This window comes from Listeria sp. MAN/IMW/UF464 (assembly GCF_058683955.1).
In genome coordinates, this window is record NZ_JBZWZP010000003.1 from 97,288 (window position 1) to 114,523 (window position 17,236).

A 17,236-nucleotide genomic window follows, 5' to 3' on the forward strand; every position below is an offset into this window, starting at 1 on the left:
TACTGGAGCCATAAACATGTGGAGGACAATTATTATGGAGTTAAATAAATTTGTAGGAAATAAAATAAAACAATATCGCGAGGAACGAGGCCTAAATCAAGAAGCACTAGCAGAAAAGCTTCATACGACGCGCCAAACTATTAGTCGTTACGAAAATGGCGACCGTAAAGCAAATCAAGATGTTTTATTTGAACTTGCAAAAATCTTCAACAAGCGATTAGATGACTTTTTTCCTGAAAGAAATTTACCACCTGTTGACGAACGCTCGGTGACGATTGCGGCCCATATTGATGACGATGTTACAGAGGAAGAAATGCGAGATATTCTAGCTTATATAGAGATGAAGAAAAAACTCCATCGCGGGATGTGATTTTATTGTACGAAAAATTGGTAAACAAATACCAAGATGAGGTAACTATTAGAGAAGAAAAAATGCCTTACAAATTACCTGGCTTATATTTGAATGGAATGATTTTTATAAGTAAAGATAAATCTTCTATTGAAAAAGGTTGCATCTTAGTGGAAGAATTAATGCATTATAAGTACACGGTAGGAAATATTACAAAGCAAGAAAGCCTTTCAGATAAAAAACAAGAACTATTTGCCCGTCGCAAGGGTTACGAAGAGTTAATTCCACTTGAAGACATTATTACTTGTTTTTATCTTGGCTTAAAAGAGTATTTCGAGGTTGCTGAATTTTTAGAAGTGACCGAAGAATTTTTGCGCCGTACCGTTTCTCATTATGCGGAAAAATATGGTCCAATGTATGATTGCGGCGATTATTTAATCAATTTTGGCAACTCTATTGATGTTTATAAGAAATTTTAACGAAGACTCTACCACTAGAGTCTTTTTATTATATATTTTTGCGCAAATGTAGCGAATGAGTGTCTTTTTTTTGTCTAAATTGTGACAGCAGCTTTGATTTAGTTTCTTTTTCATAGGAATAGAAGTACAGTTAAATGGTAGATAAAAATTTCATTCGTATAGGAGTTTTAACCATGCTTCACACTACCGATTTTTCTGATATTTTTTCGAGCGATTACTCTAGCAAGGTGTCTTTTAAAAAAGGAGATATTATTCATTCGTTTAAAGATTACGAAAAAAAAACACCTCAAATAGGCGTGATTTTGGAAGGTACTGCTGTTTTAGAGGGACCTACTAATGAAGGACGCTGGATGATAAATGCACTTATTTCTGAGAACGCAATTTTTGGAATGGAAAGTTTACTCGAAACAAAAACGGCTCCAGAGCTTACTGAATACCGTGTTCGCGCACTAGAAAACGGGCGGGCGCTTTTCATTGATCGTGAGTTTTTCCTTAATTACTTGTATGCAAACCCACATTTCTTCCATCTGGTACTTGATGATGTAATAGTTAGATATTTATTTACTGCCAAAAATTATAAAAATATTAATCAACCACCAATAATCAAAGTGACTCGTATTTTTGTGGAAATTATTGAACTACTGAATCTCCATCAAACAGAAGGCCCGATCGTTTTACCTTCCTATATCACACAAACATTTTTAGCTGATTATTGCCGTTCTAGTCGCGCTCGAATCACTGAATCATTAGAAGAATTACTCGTAAATGGGCTGCTAGTATCCAAAAAACCGATTACTATTAGCTCACACGAAAAACTCCTTGATCAAATAGATAGTTTTCAAACAGGAAATGGTTTATTAACTAAATAACCTTGGAAAATGGAGACGCCATGGCTTTCTAAGATTGCCATGGTTTCTTTTGTTTCAATGCCCTCGACCACAAAATCGAGGTTATTTTTATGCGCAAAATTCGCCCAAGCTTTAATGAATAAAAGTAAATCCTCTAAATCAATATTATTAAAATGAATCAAAGAGAATTTGAGCTCGATTATGTAAGGGAGATAACTCAGTACGCGCTCTAAACTATTGAGTCCACACCCCACGTCATCTATTGCAACATGGTAACCTAAGCCGTGAATTATTTTAATTTTGTTTAAAATAAAAGCATCTTTATCATCAGCATTTAAATGTCGCTTATGAGCGGGAACATCAAAAATATCTTCGGTCATTTCTATAGTAATACGATGACTCTCACTTCTTAGTTTGTCTAACATATGGAGCGTTTCCATGTAAAAAAGTTGTTGCGGCGCTATATTTATTGCAAAGCGATCATTTGGATATTTTTTTAGAACATCAAAGAAAGCGTCACTAAACCACTCACAAAATGTAAGGTATAATTCTTCGTCCGCAAGTACAGCTTCTAACTCCGACAAAGGAAATCTAGGAACTTCACTATCGTCGCGTAAAAGTATTTCGTATTCGACAATGTTACCTTGAAGAATATCTAACTTTGGTTGAATATAAAGTTGAAATTTCATTGTGTCCCATCACCCTTCCCATTTCTCTTTTCTATTCTAATACATTTTTAGTACTAATCGCAAAATTTAATCCAATAAAAAGCAGGCATTTCGAAAAACACCTGCTAATTTTCCTTCAAAATACCGCTTTTATCATTCAGCATTTTAAATTAACTTGATTTACGCCAGTTTTCCGATGGTGGGAAGCCATAATATTTTTTGAAAAGTTTACTGAAATAATAGGCATCGTTGTAGCCGACCATGTTAGCAGCTTGCTTCACAGTTACATCTTTATTTTTCAGTAGCTCTTCCGCACGTGTCAGGCGAATTTTGATTAGATAATTAATGGGTGACTCGCCAGTTTCTTCTTTAAAAACTTTGGAAATATAGGCGGGACTGATGTACATTGTTTGCGAGAGTGTCGAAAGCGAGACATCTTCTGTGTGGTGTTTTTCCATATAATGAATAATTTCATTGACGAGCATTTGTTTTTGCTGCTCATCGGTGGATAATTTCACGCCATTATTTTCAAGTTGTTCGGGCGTAGCTTCCCGCAAAACATGGATAATTAACTGCATGACAAAAGCTTTCAAAATCAAGTCATATCCAGGTTTTTCAGCATCTTTTTCTTCTATAATTTGTTTAGAAATGGATAAAATAGCAGATTCATCTTCTTTTTTCCGTAAAAAGGCTTTTTTAAATGGGAAAGTGTTTCGCGAGTATCCTTCCAGTGCAAAATTCCGAAAACCAATGTGAAGTTGCGCATTTGTCATACCAGGTTCGGTTATATCGTAATGGTTCACACCAGGATTAAAAATCAACATATCCCCTTTTTCTAATGCGACTCGCTCCCCTTCAATATCATAAATAACGTTTCCCTCACAAATAATGGAGATTTCTAAAAAGTCATGATGATGATTTTCGCCCACTCGTACTTCGTTGGTATAGCAATTAGCTATATACAAAATTTGCGGGTTAAATGTGGTTGTGTTTATTTTCAGCATCGTTTCACCTCCTAAATATAACGCTTACAATTATCTTTTAATTATATAACATTGTCCATGCTTCCAGCGAATATAAACCATTCTTTTTCGAAATTAGGAGTGTAAACTAAATGGATATATGAATGTTAAAGGATGTGAAAAAATGGAGAGTATGAAATGGATTTGGCAATATGTCCGAAAATATCGTTTACTTATGGTTGGTGTATTTATTTTAATTTTTATTGCTTCTGGTATTAGCATTATTTATCCGTTACTAGGCGGGAAAGTGATTGATGATGTTGTCTATCAAAACAAACCGAATTTGCTTATCCCGCTACTTTTAATCATGATAGTTTCGACCATTATTCGAACTATTTGCCGTTATTCCTATCAGATTATGTGCGAGCGAATTGGGCAAAATTCCCTTTTTCAAATTCGGGAAGATTTGTATAAAAAGTTGCAGTCACTTGATTTTGATTTTTTCAATAATACGCGTGTTGGAGATATTATGGCGCGGATGACTGGTGATACAGATGCGATCCGCCATTTTGTTTCATGGGTATCGTACAATATTTTGGAAAACGTGTTCCTGTTTAGCTTTGCAATTATTATTATGGCCACGATTGACTGGAAACTAACGCTCGCACTAGTTATCATCACGCCACTCATTGCCATTTTAACGATGAAAATGTCTAGTAAAGCACAACCAGTTTTTTATGAAATTCGAGAAAGCTTTTCGCGGCTTAATTCAATGGTAGAAGAAAATATAAGTGGAAACCGCGTCGTAAAAGCATTCGCGCGGGAAGATTTTGAAATGAAGAAATTCCACGAACATAATGAAGACTTCAAAAAACGCAATTTAGATTCCGCAGATGTTTCTAGAGCCTACTTGCCAGTGCTTGACTCGCTCGCTGGAATTCTAGTTGTTATCACGCTTATTTTCGGTGGTTATTTAGTAATCAAAGGGCAAATGACGCTGGGAGATCTAGTTGCCTTTAATGGATTTCTATGGATGCTGAATGGCCCGATGCGCATGAGTGGCTGGCTTATTAATGACGTACAACGTTTCATCGCTTCTTCGTTTAAAATTCAAGATATGATGGCAACGAATGCTAAAATTCCTATCCACGCTGAAAAACCGGCGCCATCATTACAAGGCCATGTTGAGTTCAATAATGTTAGTTTTCATTTTGAAGATGACCCAAATACGGACGTTCTGAAAAATATTTCTTTGAAAGCTTCTCCGGGTCAAACGGTGGCTATTTTGGGAGAAACTGGGTCAGGGAAATCAACGCTCGTCAACTTGATTTGTCGCTTTTATGATCCAACTTCTGGTGAAATTTTAATTGACGGGGTTGATGCGCGAAAATGGCATGTGCGGGAACTTCGAAATCACATTGCTACGGTGATGCAAGATATTTTCCTATTTTCCGATACGATTGAAGGTAATATAGCATTTGGAGCACCCGAAGCAACGATGGAAGATGTCCGGAAAATGGCGCGAATTGCCGATGCCGACCACTTTATTGAGACAATGCCAGAGAGTTATGACACGATTGTCGGTGAACGCGGGGTTGGACTTTCCGGCGGGCAAAAGCAGCGTATATCGTTAGCTCGTGCTCTTTTAAAAAATCCATCTATTTTGATTTTGGATGATACCACTTCTGCTGTTGACATGGAAACCGAAGTGAAAATCCAAGGCGAATTAAAGAAAATCACTGAAAATACGACAACTTTTATTATCGCTCACCGCATATCTTCTGTAAAAGAAGCTGATGAAATTTTAATTTTAAATCATGGTGAAATTATCGAACGTGGAACACATGCTAGTTTATTAGCGGAAAAAGGTTATTATTTTGATATTTACAATAAACAACTTGGGACGGAGGCGAATGTGAATGGCTAGAAATAAATTTGATATTGATGAAGAACTAGAAACAGCATTCAGCGCCGCACATTTGAAACGTATTCTCGTATATGTAAAACCCTATCAAAAATCTATCTATATCACGCTTTTTGTAATCTTACTGGCAAATGTTGCGACAATGATTGGGCCATATCTAACCAAAGTTGTGATTGATGAAACGATTCCAAACAAAAACATGACTCAACTATTTTGGATTGCGGTTATTTTCATTGTTTCTGTCATTGTAACTGGGCTTTGTATGCGATACCGAATTAGGTCGATTACGCTTATTGGACAAGATATTTTAAAGGATATGAGAACGGCGATTTTCGGTCATTTGCAAAAACTTCCTTTTTCTTATTTTGATAGTCGTCCGCATGGAAAAATCTTGATTCGGGTTGTTAATTATATCAATATGCTGAGCGATTTATTATCTAACGGGCTTATTAATTTGATTTCTGATATTTTAAGTGTCATTGTAACACTTGGCTTTATGCTGATGATTGATCCCGTTTTAACGTTGTATAGTTTAGCGCTTATCCCGGTTCTTTTCGTGATTGTCATGGTCATTAAAACCGCGCAACGCAAAGCTTACCAGGTTCTTAGCAACAAACAATCCAACATGAACGCCTACATCCACGAGAGCATCGCTGGAATTAAAGTGACACAAAGCTTTTCGCGGGAAGAAGAGAATTTTGAGATTTTTACCGAGGTAAGTAATGAGTACCGCCGTTCTTGGATGAAAGCGGTGAAAATTCAATTCTTGCTTTGGCCAGGAGTTCAAAATATCGCCGTAATGACGACTTGTTTAATTTACTTCGTTGGAATCAAAGGTTACGGTGTGGACGTTTCTACCGGGACACTGATTGCTTTTATCGGTTATGTTGGGAATTTTTGGAATCCTGTTATTAATATTGGTAACTTCTACAATTCGCTTATTACCGCAACGACTTATTTGGAGCGGATTTTCGAAACAATGGATGTTGAGCCTGATATTAAAGATGTCCCAAATGCGAAAAAAATGCCACCAATCGTCGGAAATGTTGACTTTAAAGATGTTTATTTCCGTTATGAGGAAGGTGTGGACATTTTAAAAGGAATTAATTTTCATGTGGATGCGGGTGAATCAATAGCGCTCGTTGGTCCTACAGGTGCAGGAAAAACGACCATTATCAACTTACTCAGCCGTTTTTATAATATAAATTCTGGAGAAATTTTAGTTGATGGAGAAAATGTCGAAGAAGTCACGCTTAGATCACTCAGGTCCCAAATGGGCGTGATGCTCCAAGATACGTTTATTTTCTCAGGAACGATTATCGAAAATATTCGCTACGGGAAGCTAGATGCAACCGAAGAAGAAATTATTGCAGCTGCCAAAGTCGTTCGCGCCCATGATTTCATTTCCGGATTAAAAGATGGCTACTATACAGAGGTAAAAGAACGAGGTAGTACTCTTTCGGCAGGTCAGCGACAACTGATTTCCTTTGCCCGTGCTCTTTTAGCCGACCCGAAAATCCTTATCCTTGATGAAGCAACTTCAAGTATTGATACACAAACAGAAATCTTACTCCAAGAAGGGCTTGAGCGACTACTGGAAGGCCGAACTTCCTTCATTATCGCGCATCGCCTTTCTACAATAAAAAATAGTTCGCGCATCTTTTACATTGATAATGGTCGAATTCAAGAAGCAGGCAGCCACGAAGAACTGATGGCACAACATGGCTATTACTATAATTTATACCAATCACAATTTGATATGTTGCAAGCTTTATAGAAAAAAGGTAACTAGAGATTCTAGTTACCTTTTATTTTGCGCATCGAAACTAAATAATATATCATAAAACTGCCAAATCAGCATTTTTCAAACTTCAAAAATCACTAATTCCATCCATTATTTGAAGTTAACTGCAAATAATGGTAAAATAAAAACTAAATAGAAGTTTACTAGATTGGAGGGATGTAAATGTTTAAACGACCTAATTATCTCAAGCAACTTATTCAATTCAAGGATTCCGATTTCATAAAAGTTATTACAGGTGTGCGTCGTTCTGGGAAATCGGTATTATTAATGCTTTATAAAGAGTATTTATTGAAAGAAGGCCTACCGGAAAATCATATTATACACATAAATTTCGAGAGCTTTGAATATCAAACAATAACAACAGAAGAAAAATTTCGTCAAAAATTAGACGAATTGTTGCCCGAAGATGATAAAAAGGTTTACTTACTATTTGATGAAATCCAAATGGTCGAAGGTTGGCAGCGCGTTGTTAATGGTATTCGTGTAAGCTTTAACAGTGATATTATCATCACTGGATCAAACGCTAATATGCTTTCCGGTGAAATAGCTACCCTTCTAAGCGGTCGTTACATCGAAATCCCCATTTACCCATTTTCATTTTCTGAGTTTTTACATGTAAAAGGTATTGAAGCTGATTCTCGAAAAGTAGACAGCGCTTATAATGAATACGAAAAATACGGCGGCTTTCCGAGTGTTGTTATTGCCGAAGAATCTATCAAAGATACTATCTTATCCGGAATTTTTGACACTATTGTTTTGAATGATGTTGCATTAAGAGCGGGGGTAAAAGATGCTACCGCTTTAAAATCCATCATTCGATTTTTAGCAGATAATGTTGGCCAATTAGTTAATGCCTCGAAAATTGTAAACACCTTAAAAAGTGAGGGCGTTGACACAACTGTCCATACTGTAAATCGTTATTTGGATTTACTAGAGAATGGTTATTTATTTTATAGAGCAAAACAATATGATATTCGTGGGCGAGAATATCTGAGAACTAACGGAAAATATTTTATAATAGACACCGGTTTAAGAAGAAATGCGGTTGGTAGAAAAGATGGGAACTATAGTAATCGCTTAGAGAATATCGTTTATATAGAATTATTACGTAGAGGCTATACAGTAGACGTTGGTAAACTTGATAGTAAAGAAATAGATTTTGTTGCTAGAAAGCTAGACGAAACATTATACATCCAAGTAGCTTATGAATTTCCAAATAACAGGCATGAAACAGATAATCTTTTAAATATTAAGGATAATTATAAAAAGATTGTTGTCACTGGTAGATATTATGAAACAACTCAAATAGATGGAATTCCAATTATTTATATTGTTGACTGGTTACTATCAGAGGAATTCAAATAAAAACAGAGATTCTCCTAAAAGAATCTCTGTTTTTGTCTATTAATTTATTAACAACCAAGGACCCCACTGTTCAGCTCCTGGCTCATTTCCTTGAGTCCACCACTGTGCTTCGTATGTTTTCCCTTTGTAAGAAACCCTATCTCCCTTATTATAGATTTTTGCAGCGTCCCATGCTGGAGTTGCTGGTGGTGTTGCCGCATCAAGCGTTGTTACAGTTAAGGCAGAACTTGCTGCTGAGAAATTTCCCGCCGCATCATATGCTTTTACTGTATAAGAATACGCTGTTTTTGCAGTTAAGCCACTATCTGTAAAAGTAGTTCCTGAAACAGAGCCCACTTCGGTCCCATTTCGGTACACTTTATATCCAGCCACTGCTTTATTATCTGTTGAAGCTGTCCACGTTAGAGTAGCAGATTTGTCTGTTACATTAGAAGATGCGAGTGATTTTGGCACTGTTGGAGCTTCTGTATCGCTTGGATCAGGTACAACAGTTCCCCCGCCAAAAATAGTTTGTTTACCAAATTCGACACTCGATTTTACCATCCGTTGTGTTAAATCAATTTTAGAAATATTATTTACATCCACACTAGATGCACTCGATTTTAAGCGGAAAGTATAAGATGCGCCTTGCGGAATTTGCTGTGCATCATACACCGAAGCTAAATCAACTACTGTATTGCCACCTGAAGTAGTAACCGTACCTGCTTTATAATCTCCAGCAGTAAGCGTTTCGCCGGCTTTTACTGGAATATAAAACTTAGGTAATTTTACTGTTTCAAAAGATAGCTCTGTTGATTTCAAGACTTCATTTGTTTCATCCGCTTTTTCATTATTAGTAATCGTAATTTCGTATCCGACTCCATTTTCACTATAAGGTCTTACAGTTGCTACCACATTTAAATTCGCATATGTGATTGCGTTTTGCGGGATTGCACTTGTACCGAACAATCCGGTTTTAATAGCCTTTGTAAGTTCATCGCGCTTAGTTGAAGTCGTGGTTTTATCCTGCGACTGCATCCAAGAAATCATCCCACCAAGATTATTATCTTTTACATACTGTGCCTTATAGCCAATTGAACGAGTATTGTCATATGTGTAAAACTCCCCAGTTTCCTTACTATAAAGATACGGCGCTTTGGCAGTATCATCCCAATATTCTTTTAAAGTTGGCGTCTTGGCTTTTAGAGCATCAATACTTCTATACGCCCAAACTCCACCAGCACGGCCCCCATCACCAGTTTTAATTGGGTTTTCATTGTTTGCCCCATAAGTGAGCGAGCCATCTGCATCCTTATTCGTTTTTTCAGCCGCTTGGAAAAGTCCTGGCAATGCAGTGTCTGTTCCCGCAGCTACTTTATTCCAACCTCGAGTATAAAATGCTGCCCCAACAACAATTTTATTCGAAACCGCGCCCTTTTCTTTTAAGTATTTTACGGTTTGGTCCACAGAAAAACCACTATTGTAATTCGGGTCTTTCGGATTGCCGTAAAGCGCTGTATGATGCGCACTATTCGGTGTCCAAGCACCATTTAAATCATAGGTCATCACATTCGCAAAATCGACTACTTTAAACAGATTCGCTACATCCACTCCATTTTCCAAAGTAGATTTTGCAGCTGGTAAAGCGACCGATAACTCGTATTTCTTGTTAATATCAACGCCTTGTTTATCCAAAGCTGTTCTTAAATCTTGTAAAAGTGTAATAAAGTTTTGCTTATCCGCAGGTTTTGCATTTGGCGTGCCTTCATCATTTTTATTATCAACAAGGTCAGCATCCCGTACCGAAGCAGGATATTCCCAGTCCAAATCAACAAAATCCATATTAGTATATTTCACAAATTTCATCACATTTTTGACAAAATTAGCCCGTTTTGTCGGATCTGCTGCAACTGTCGAGAAATCACCCGACTTAGACCAGCCTCCAACCGAAACCCCTATTTTCAAATTCGGATTTTGAGCACGTAAATCTTGAATCGCATTCAAAACACCCGCATTTGCTCCGCCCCACTGAACTCCCTCTTGTCCAACAGGCGCTCCGACAGCAGCATCTTTATCAGTAAAAACTAAATCTCCATTACTATTAAAATCCAAGAAAGCAAAATTTAAATGTGTTAATTGATCAGCTGGAATATCTTTCGGATAAAAATTCCCTTCTCCTCCCCAAATCGACCAATCACCATAATACATAACATTTCGATATTGTGGTACATTTTCAGCCGCTTTCGCCCGTTTTGACTCTGCACCAATTGATACAACCACTAACGATAATACTAACAACACAACAGAAGTAATACTAAAAAGCTTTTTCATCTTCTTATTCATCTCTTCACCCCGATTTTTGATTTATAAACCTCATTTCGGCAGTTCTAAGTTTGTCTCTCTGTACCCCTTTTTGTGTGGTTGCCCGAATGTTCTTCTCTCTAATTTCCTCCTCCCGATTAAAGATTCATTCCGAGCAACTGTATAACATGCAATTATCATGCCAAAAGAAAGCGTTGTCATTTAGCGGTTTCAGGCTCATTTCTAAGCTACACAGATGGAATAAAAACTTACACAGATAAAAAAATAGTACAAGCACTTGGCTCATACTATCGATTAATTATTATTTAATTTTCACAAATTCAAACCAATGCTTTCGCGAATAAAAAATTGATGCCAAAAAGAGACCGAGTGCAATTAACGTAGAAGCCAAACTAGTCATTACGAAACCGTAAAAAAGAAACGGGAACATTGAATAATTTAATATTAGTGCTTTACGGTTAATCCGCACAATAACATCATTACTATTTTCCAAAACTGCTTCCTGACTCCCAAAGAACCAATCAGTCACGCGAACCTTTGTTTTCTCCATCTTAGGCATAAAAAAATGAGACTGATGATTGTCGAGTTTTACAATTTCTTCATTTTCGATTCTAATTTTCACTGGAGTAATACCGCCGCCAATACCTGTTTTACGAGTTATTTTGATCGTCATAGTTGCTTTTCCTCCTCGGCTTTATGTTACTTTTATTATACCAAGAAGAACAGAAAGGAACAAGGAAATATCGGCTATTCCCTCGTTCCACCCTTTAAGCGAAAGTCGTTACGTCTGTGATTGGTAAACGATAAGACTCGTAACCAGAATTTTTAGCTTTTCCGATAGAAACGAGCATCACTGGGACGTAGCGTTCTGGATCCATGTTAAACGCTTCTGTCACTTCTTTACGCTCAAAACCACCAATTGGATTTGTGTCATAACCATGCGCACGTGCAACCAACATTAACTGCATCGCCACTAGACCACCATCAATTAATACAACCCGTTCTGCTTCTGAACGCGGAATAGTTTCAAAGTACTGGCTTAATTTTGCCATTTGTTGTTCTTTTATTTCGGCGGGCATTAAACCGCGATTCACAGCTTCCCCGTAAATTTTTTCGCCATTTTCAAAGTTTTGTAGGTCCCCGAAAATTAAGATCATTGCGGAAGAAGTTTCGTTTTGACGTGTGTTAAAGCGTACTAACGAACTTAATTTTTCTTTACCAGCATCACTTTCTACAACCACAAAGCGCCACGGCTGCATATTTACAGATGACGGAGCAGTTACCGCATCCTCCAAAATAGCTTTCATTTCTTCTTGGCTAATTTTCACCGTTTCATCGTATTCTCGAATCGAACGACGGTTTTTCATTAAGTCTTCAAAATCATTATTTAAATAAGTCATCTCTTTCTCCTCCTTATCGCGCAAGTGGCGTTAAAACTGAAATTTCAAGTGGTTTTGCAACAAAATTAGTAGCGGCGTTCTGAAATTTTTTGAAATGCTCGCTTTCATTGTGTTGTTGAATAGCATCCATATCCGCCCATTTTTCCAGCATATAAAAAACTGTCTCATTTTCAGTAGATTGTACTAATTCATAGCCATGATTTCCTGTTTCTGCTTGTGACGCGGCAATAACTTCCTTAGCTGCCTGCAAAAAAGCTTCTATTTGCTCTTTTTTTATCGTCATTTGTGCTTCAATATGCAACATTTACCAACAACTTCTTTCGGATTTGATAGTTCGATTTTTTTCGAACTATCATAATATAACATAACAGCAAGTTCCGCGCAATTAAAATGTAAGTTATGATATGATAATCATATGAAAAAGTTAAATGAGCTATCAAAATCAGATTTATTATTAATTTTCCAAGCCCTAAGCGATCCAATTCGCCTGGATATTTTCCTATGTTTACTAAAAAGCAAAGAAAAACGTTTCTCTGGCGAAACATACAATATTTCCAAATCAACCATGTCACACCACATTAAACTGCTTAAAGAAGCACAACTAATTAATTTAAGAAAGGAAGGGACAACGCATATTTATTCGGTTAACGAAGGACTAGTGGAACAAATCGGTTTCTTCTTTGATTCGTGTAAAAATAAACTTAAATAACTTCATCCCGTAAATTGTTAACTTAATTAATATTTTGATATACTTTAAATATTAACTAGGTTAAGGATGTGGTTTTTTAGTGAAAAGAATACTCATTAGGTCAGGTATGCGCCCTACAAACGTATACATGCCTGAAGATATTTATTTAAAGGATCGAACAGGATTTAATAATGGTAATCTAGCTTACCAATACAGCATTTATAGGACTTTATGGAATGACAATGTAGAAATACACGCTGATGGGTTATCTTCTAATCCTAATTTAGCAGAAAAAATTAATAAAAATTACGATTTGTACATTGTGCCTCTAGCTGATGCTTTCCGTGAAGATTTTCGACCCGCGCTCCGTAATTATACTCAGTTGATTCGTAAGCTAAAAATCCCGGTTGTAGTCACAGGGGTAGGTTTACGAGCAAACTATGAACCTCAGTTAGATGAAGGTTTCACTTTTGATGAAGATGTTACTAATTTTGTAAAAGCAGTCCTTGAAAAATCGGCTCAAATAGGAGTTCGAGGACAGATTACAGCAGATTATTTAAAAAAACTCGGATTTAATGAAGGTATAGACTATCGAGTAATTGGCTGTCCTTCCCTTTATACATTTGGTCGAGAAATAAAAATCAGAGAACTCCACTTAACAGAACAATCCTCCATTGCTATCAACGCATCTCCAACCTCTTCAGATATAGCTATCGAGTTCTTAAACAACTTGATTAATACATATAAAGATTACCAATTTATCCCTCAACACCTAGACGAATTCCATTTAATGTATGCTGGCGGTCCAGACATCTCTAGTGATATCAATGGCTACCCAACAAATATCCAACATAAGTATTACCAAGAAGGTCGAGTAAAATATTTCACTAGCATGCCTAGTTGGTTCGATTTTGTGAAAAATATTGATTTTAGCATTGGCTCTCGCTTACATGGAAACGTCATTCCAACAATAGTCGGAACTCCTAATATTTCATTTGTCCAAGATGCTAGAATGCGTGAACTAGCCTCCTACCATGCGCTTCCTCATGTCACCATCGATGAATTGGAAAAAACAAGCAACCTCCAAGAATTACTAACTAAAGTGGATCTGAAATCAGCCGAAAAAGTCCAAGCAAGGAATTTTGATAACTATATTGATTTCTTAGATACAAACGGTCTCAATCATATCTACAAACACGATAAAAACAGAAAATCAGCTCCTATGGATGAACTTATTAACTCCATTACTTTCCCAACAAGTCCAGACCCCATTTCCATATTAAATCCTCAAGAAATGCTAAACCGAGTAAAAATCTCCACCAACTTATTAAAAGAAAGACATGATTTTAGCACAAGATACCGCGTTAATCTCGTAAATAATCAACTCACCCAACTGAAAAAAACAACTTCTGAGCAAAACAAAAAATACCAACAGAAAATTACTGAATCACAAGAAAAAAATCAACAATTAGAAAAACAACTGACAGATACTACACAAAAATTACAGCTGACGCTAAAGAAAAATCATGAACTTACAAATAAAATCAGACATTATCAAGGCACATTAAACCGAAAATCTGTGAAAACGACTTTAAAAGTAGCGAATTCATTAGCAGCTTTAAAAAAGAAAGTTTCTAAAAGCTAACCAACAAAAAAGCAGCCATTCAAAACGGCTGCTTTTTACTTATTTTCTTAAAATTTTCTCCATTTTCTTTCCTTTTGCAAGTTCATCAACTAATTTATCTAGGTATCGTATTTGTTGCATAAGTTTATCTTCAATTTCTTCCACTCGGTAGCCACATATAACTCCGGTGATTAAAGAGGCATTGGGATTCATTTTTGGTGCTTGCTCGAAAAAAGTCTCAAAGTCGATTTCTTGATCTATGGCTTTTTGTAAGGAAGCTTGGTCATAGCCAGTTAGCCAAAAAATAACTTCATCCACTTCTTCTTTTGTGCGATCTTTTTTCTCCACTTTTTGTATGTAAAGAGGGTATACACTAGCGAATGACATCGTGTAGATTCTTGGTTTTTTCATGTTGGTGTTCCTCCTTCGTTTACTTTTGATTTCACTTTCTATTGTACCAAAATGCGCTGTTTGTTCAATTATTATGTACGAAAAAAAAGCATCAACAGACATCAGTCCATTGAAGCTTTTCGGTATAAATCGGCTTATTTATTTTTGTTTTTCTTCTTGCTAAATATCGACCGAAACGAGCGCTTCATAACATCAAAGAAACTTAGCGAGCTCACCATATTGGCTGGGTCGACATAAACTCTTATTTTACGTAAAACTTCTTTAGGCTTTTTAGAAGCAAATGTATATGTGCCGTTGCGCTTTGTTTTAATGGCGTAGCGAGGGATCCACTTACCTTTTAGCATAACGGATACAATAACTTGATCTACTTCTTCCCAAGGGATTTGGACGAATTTACGCACATCACGTGAGTTGAAAAATTCAAAACCTTTGTCGCCAATCATAATTTTCCCGTAATCTGTAAGTCCAGTATACGCGGTGGCATCTATTGTTAAGTCTACCTTTGTATTAATCGATTGAACCAACTGTATTCGCTCCATTTCTTTTCGCTTGTTTTGTTTATTATACCGTATTCGTTTATCTGTGTCATATATCTAAACGAAAAGAGGCTCGGTGAATATTGCACCAGCCTCTTTTCGATCAGCTTATTTTTACAGAAGCCCGATTAAGTGACCAACTATACCAACTACGAATAGACCTAGAATGATGATAATTGGGCTGATTTTTTTCTTAAGTAACCACATACATAGGAATGTAAGAGCTACTGCTGCAAGTCCTGGGATTAAGTTATCCAAGTTATTTTGCAAGGTTGTTACTTTAATTTCAGAAAGAGCTAAACCTGCTTGTTGTTGTTCTAAAGCAGTTTTGATACCTTGTGCACCTTGTGGAAGATGGCTCCAGTCAATATACGCACCTTCATCAAGTTTAACTTTCGAGATAATTGGCGCAAACTGGATATTTACCCATCTCTGCACCAAGGCGGCGAGGACGAACATCCCGAGTATCGAAGCACCTTTTGTAATGTCTTGTAGTAATCCACCAGAAAGGTCATCAGTAATTTTAGAACCAGCTTTGTAGCCGAATTCTTGTGTATACCACATGAAGCCCCAACGGATTACGTTCCAAGCAACGAAGAATAAGATAGGTCCAAGAATGTTTCCACTCAAGGCAAGAGAAGCACCTAATGCTCCTAACATTGGACGAATTGTAAACCAGAATACTGGGTCACCAACACCAGCTAGAGGTCCCATCATACCAACTTTAACCCCTTGAATTGCTACATCATCAACTTCTGCACCATTTGCACGTTCTTCTTCAAGTGCAAGTGTTACCCCAAGAATTGGAGATGCAATATATGGATGTGTATTAAAGAATTCTAAATGACGTTTTAACGCAGATGAACGGTCTTCTTTTGTTTTATATAATTTTTTAATAGCGGGAATCATAGAGAATGCCCAGCCACCATTTTGCATACGTTCGTAGTTCCATGAACCTTGAATGAACGTAGAGCGCCATGCTACGCGTAGACGGTCTCTCTTTGATAATTCGATTTTTTCTGCCATTCTATTCTCCTCCTTTTTTTATTAATAGTCGTTTAATATATCGCCCAGTGGATCGCGAGAGTTTCCGCCTCCACCGCCGTTTGAGTTACCGCCACCCATTTTAGATAGGTTAAGGTAAATAAGAGCAAGTGCAACACCTAGAGCACCAATTGCGATAAGTGTAAGTTGAGAAATTGCAGCTACTACGAAACCGATAACGAAGAACGGCCATACTTCTTTAGTAGCCATCATGTTAATAACAAGCGCATAACCAACGGCAACTACCATTCCTCCACCGATAGCCATACCATCTGTTAACCAAGCTGGCATTGCTTCTAAGAAAGATTGAACGCTGTCTGCTGGAATGAATAAAAGTGCTGCTGCAGGGATTGCGATACGAATACCTTGCATACAAATTGCTGAAATATGTAACCACTCTACGGTGCGAATATTCCCTTTTTCAGCGGCTCTGTCCATCAAGTGAACAATTGGAACTGCCAATGTACGAACGATCATAGTTAAGAAAAGACCTGCTACTGCAAGCGGAATTGCAATTGCGATTGCGGACGGAATACCTGCTACCCCTTGTCCACCTAAAACTAATATAATTGCTGAAGCTACTGAGGCAAGCGCGGCATCTGGTGCTACGGCTGCTCCGATGTTTGCCCATCCAAGTGCGATCATTTGTAGAGTTCCGCCAAGGATGATACATGCTGTTAAGTTACCTGTTACGAGACCAATTAATGTACATGCGATTAATGGCTGATGGAACTGAAATTCATCTAGAATTCCTTCAATACCTGCTAAAAATGCAATAAGTACTACTAAAATTATTGATATGACAGACATAATAAACCTCCTATTTTAATTTT

The 17,236-nt window shown here is 37.0% G+C and carries 18 protein-coding genes; 8 read left to right on the forward strand and 10 right to left on the reverse strand.

From position 1 onward, the window contains the following. Positions 1-34 precede the first annotated feature (34 nt). From AC4PG0_RS10350 to AC4PG0_RS10360, 3 genes are all read left to right on the forward strand, one after another. Positions 35-370 (forward strand): helix-turn-helix transcriptional regulator, encoded by a 336-nt coding sequence (locus AC4PG0_RS10350; protein WP_003764864.1) that lies wholly within the window; start codon positions 35-37, stop codon positions 368-370. 5 nt (positions 371-375) lie between these two features. Continuing rightward, on the forward strand, positions 376-828 hold the full coding sequence (locus AC4PG0_RS10355) for an ImmA/IrrE family metallo-endopeptidase (protein WP_003764863.1): 453 nt from the start codon (positions 376-378) through the stop codon (positions 826-828). 173 nt (positions 829-1,001) lie between these two features. Further along, complete coding sequence (locus AC4PG0_RS10360) at positions 1,002-1,697, forward strand: Crp/Fnr family transcriptional regulator (protein WP_492167532.1); 696 nt, start codon at positions 1,002-1,004, stop codon at positions 1,695-1,697. Here the strand turns inward: AC4PG0_RS10360 and AC4PG0_RS10365 are convergent. Together AC4PG0_RS10365 and AC4PG0_RS10370 are read right to left on the reverse strand one after the other, a co-directional pair. Then, complete coding sequence (locus AC4PG0_RS10365; RefSeq protein ID WP_003759821.1) at positions 1,667-2,365, reverse strand: EAL domain-containing protein; 699 nt, start codon at positions 2,363-2,365, stop codon at positions 1,667-1,669. The genes AC4PG0_RS10360 and AC4PG0_RS10365 overlap by 31 nt on opposite strands. A 149-nt stretch (positions 2,366-2,514) precedes the next feature. Continuing rightward, the gene (locus AC4PG0_RS10370) at positions 2,515-3,348 is read right to left on the reverse strand and encodes an AraC family transcriptional regulator (protein ID WP_003772584.1); all 834 of its coding nucleotides are present in this window, start codon (positions 3,346-3,348) and stop codon (positions 2,515-2,517) included. A gap of 142 nt (positions 3,349-3,490) precedes the next feature. Here AC4PG0_RS10370 and AC4PG0_RS10375 point away from each other — a divergent pair, with 142 nt between their 5' ends. The 3 genes from AC4PG0_RS10375 to AC4PG0_RS10385 all read left to right on the forward strand — a co-directional run bounded on the left by AC4PG0_RS10375 (position 3,491) and on the right by AC4PG0_RS10385 (position 8,399). Beyond that, on the forward strand, positions 3,491-5,233 hold the full coding sequence (locus AC4PG0_RS10375) for an ABC transporter ATP-binding protein (protein ID WP_033838291.1): 1,743 nt from the start codon (positions 3,491-3,493) through the stop codon (positions 5,231-5,233). Then, positions 5,226-7,007, forward strand: coding sequence for an ABC transporter ATP-binding protein (locus AC4PG0_RS10380; protein WP_003772591.1), 1,782 nt, complete (start codon positions 5,226-5,228; stop codon positions 7,005-7,007). Before AC4PG0_RS10375 ends, AC4PG0_RS10380 begins: the two co-directional genes overlap by 8 nt. A gap of 189 nt (positions 7,008-7,196) precedes the next feature. Further along, positions 7,197-8,399: an ATP-binding protein gene (locus AC4PG0_RS10385; protein ID WP_492167533.1), complete on the forward strand. Its 1,203-nt coding sequence runs from the start codon at positions 7,197-7,199 to the stop codon at positions 8,397-8,399. A 39-nt stretch (positions 8,400-8,438) separates the two neighbouring features. Here the strand turns inward: AC4PG0_RS10385 and chiB are convergent, their stop codons facing one another. From chiB to AC4PG0_RS10405, 4 genes are all read right to left on the reverse strand, one after another. Then, on the reverse strand, positions 8,439-10,709 hold the full coding sequence (gene chiB, locus AC4PG0_RS10390; RefSeq protein ID WP_492167597.1) for a chitinase ChiB: 2,271 nt from the start codon (positions 10,707-10,709) through the stop codon (positions 8,439-8,441). Positions 10,710-11,001: 292 nt separating this feature from the next. After that, positions 11,002-11,373, reverse strand: coding sequence for a hypothetical protein (locus AC4PG0_RS10395; protein WP_003772602.1), 372 nt, complete (start codon positions 11,371-11,373; stop codon positions 11,002-11,004). A 94-nt stretch (positions 11,374-11,467) separates the two neighbouring features. Then, positions 11,468-12,100, reverse strand: coding sequence for a nitroreductase family protein (locus tag AC4PG0_RS10400; RefSeq protein ID WP_003764843.1), 633 nt, complete (start codon positions 12,098-12,100; stop codon positions 11,468-11,470). A 13-nt stretch (positions 12,101-12,113) separates the two neighbouring features. After that, the gene (locus tag AC4PG0_RS10405; protein WP_010990237.1) at positions 12,114-12,404 is read right to left on the reverse strand and encodes a putative quinol monooxygenase; all 291 of its coding nucleotides are present in this window, start codon (positions 12,402-12,404) and stop codon (positions 12,114-12,116) included. Between the two features lie 111 nt (positions 12,405-12,515). On the opposite strand from AC4PG0_RS10405, the gene AC4PG0_RS10410 reads away from it, so the two are divergent. Together AC4PG0_RS10410 and AC4PG0_RS10415 are read left to right on the forward strand one after the other, a co-directional pair. Further along, positions 12,516-12,809, forward strand: a complete 294-nt coding sequence (locus AC4PG0_RS10410; protein WP_003759790.1) for an ArsR/SmtB family transcription factor — start codon at positions 12,516-12,518, stop codon at positions 12,807-12,809. A 106-nt stretch (positions 12,810-12,915) separates the two neighbouring features. Continuing rightward, positions 12,916-14,433, forward strand: coding sequence for a polysaccharide pyruvyl transferase family protein (locus AC4PG0_RS10415; protein ID WP_492167598.1), 1,518 nt, complete (start codon positions 12,916-12,918; stop codon positions 14,431-14,433). A gap of 39 nt (positions 14,434-14,472) precedes the next feature. On the opposite strand, the gene AC4PG0_RS10420 is transcribed toward AC4PG0_RS10415, so the two are convergent. The 4 genes from AC4PG0_RS10420 to AC4PG0_RS10435 form a co-directional block, all read right to left on the reverse strand. Further along, complete coding sequence (locus AC4PG0_RS10420) at positions 14,473-14,823, reverse strand: DUF2200 domain-containing protein (RefSeq protein WP_003759782.1); 351 nt, start codon at positions 14,821-14,823, stop codon at positions 14,473-14,475. A 134-nt stretch (positions 14,824-14,957) separates the two neighbouring features. Next, on the reverse strand, positions 14,958-15,347 hold the full coding sequence (locus AC4PG0_RS10425) for a DUF956 family protein (RefSeq protein WP_003728941.1): 390 nt from the start codon (positions 15,345-15,347) through the stop codon (positions 14,958-14,960). Positions 15,348-15,473: 126 nt separating this feature from the next. Next, positions 15,474-16,385 carry a PTS system mannose/fructose/sorbose family transporter subunit IID gene (locus tag AC4PG0_RS10430; protein ID WP_003728942.1) on the reverse strand — a complete coding sequence of 304 codons (912 nt, stop codon included), beginning with the start codon at positions 16,383-16,385 and terminating at the stop codon, positions 15,474-15,476. A 21-nt stretch (positions 16,386-16,406) separates the two neighbouring features. After that, positions 16,407-17,213, reverse strand: a complete 807-nt coding sequence (locus AC4PG0_RS10435; RefSeq protein ID WP_003764836.1) for a PTS mannose/fructose/sorbose transporter subunit IIC — start codon at positions 17,211-17,213, stop codon at positions 16,407-16,409. Positions 17,214-17,236: the final 23 nt, after the last annotated feature.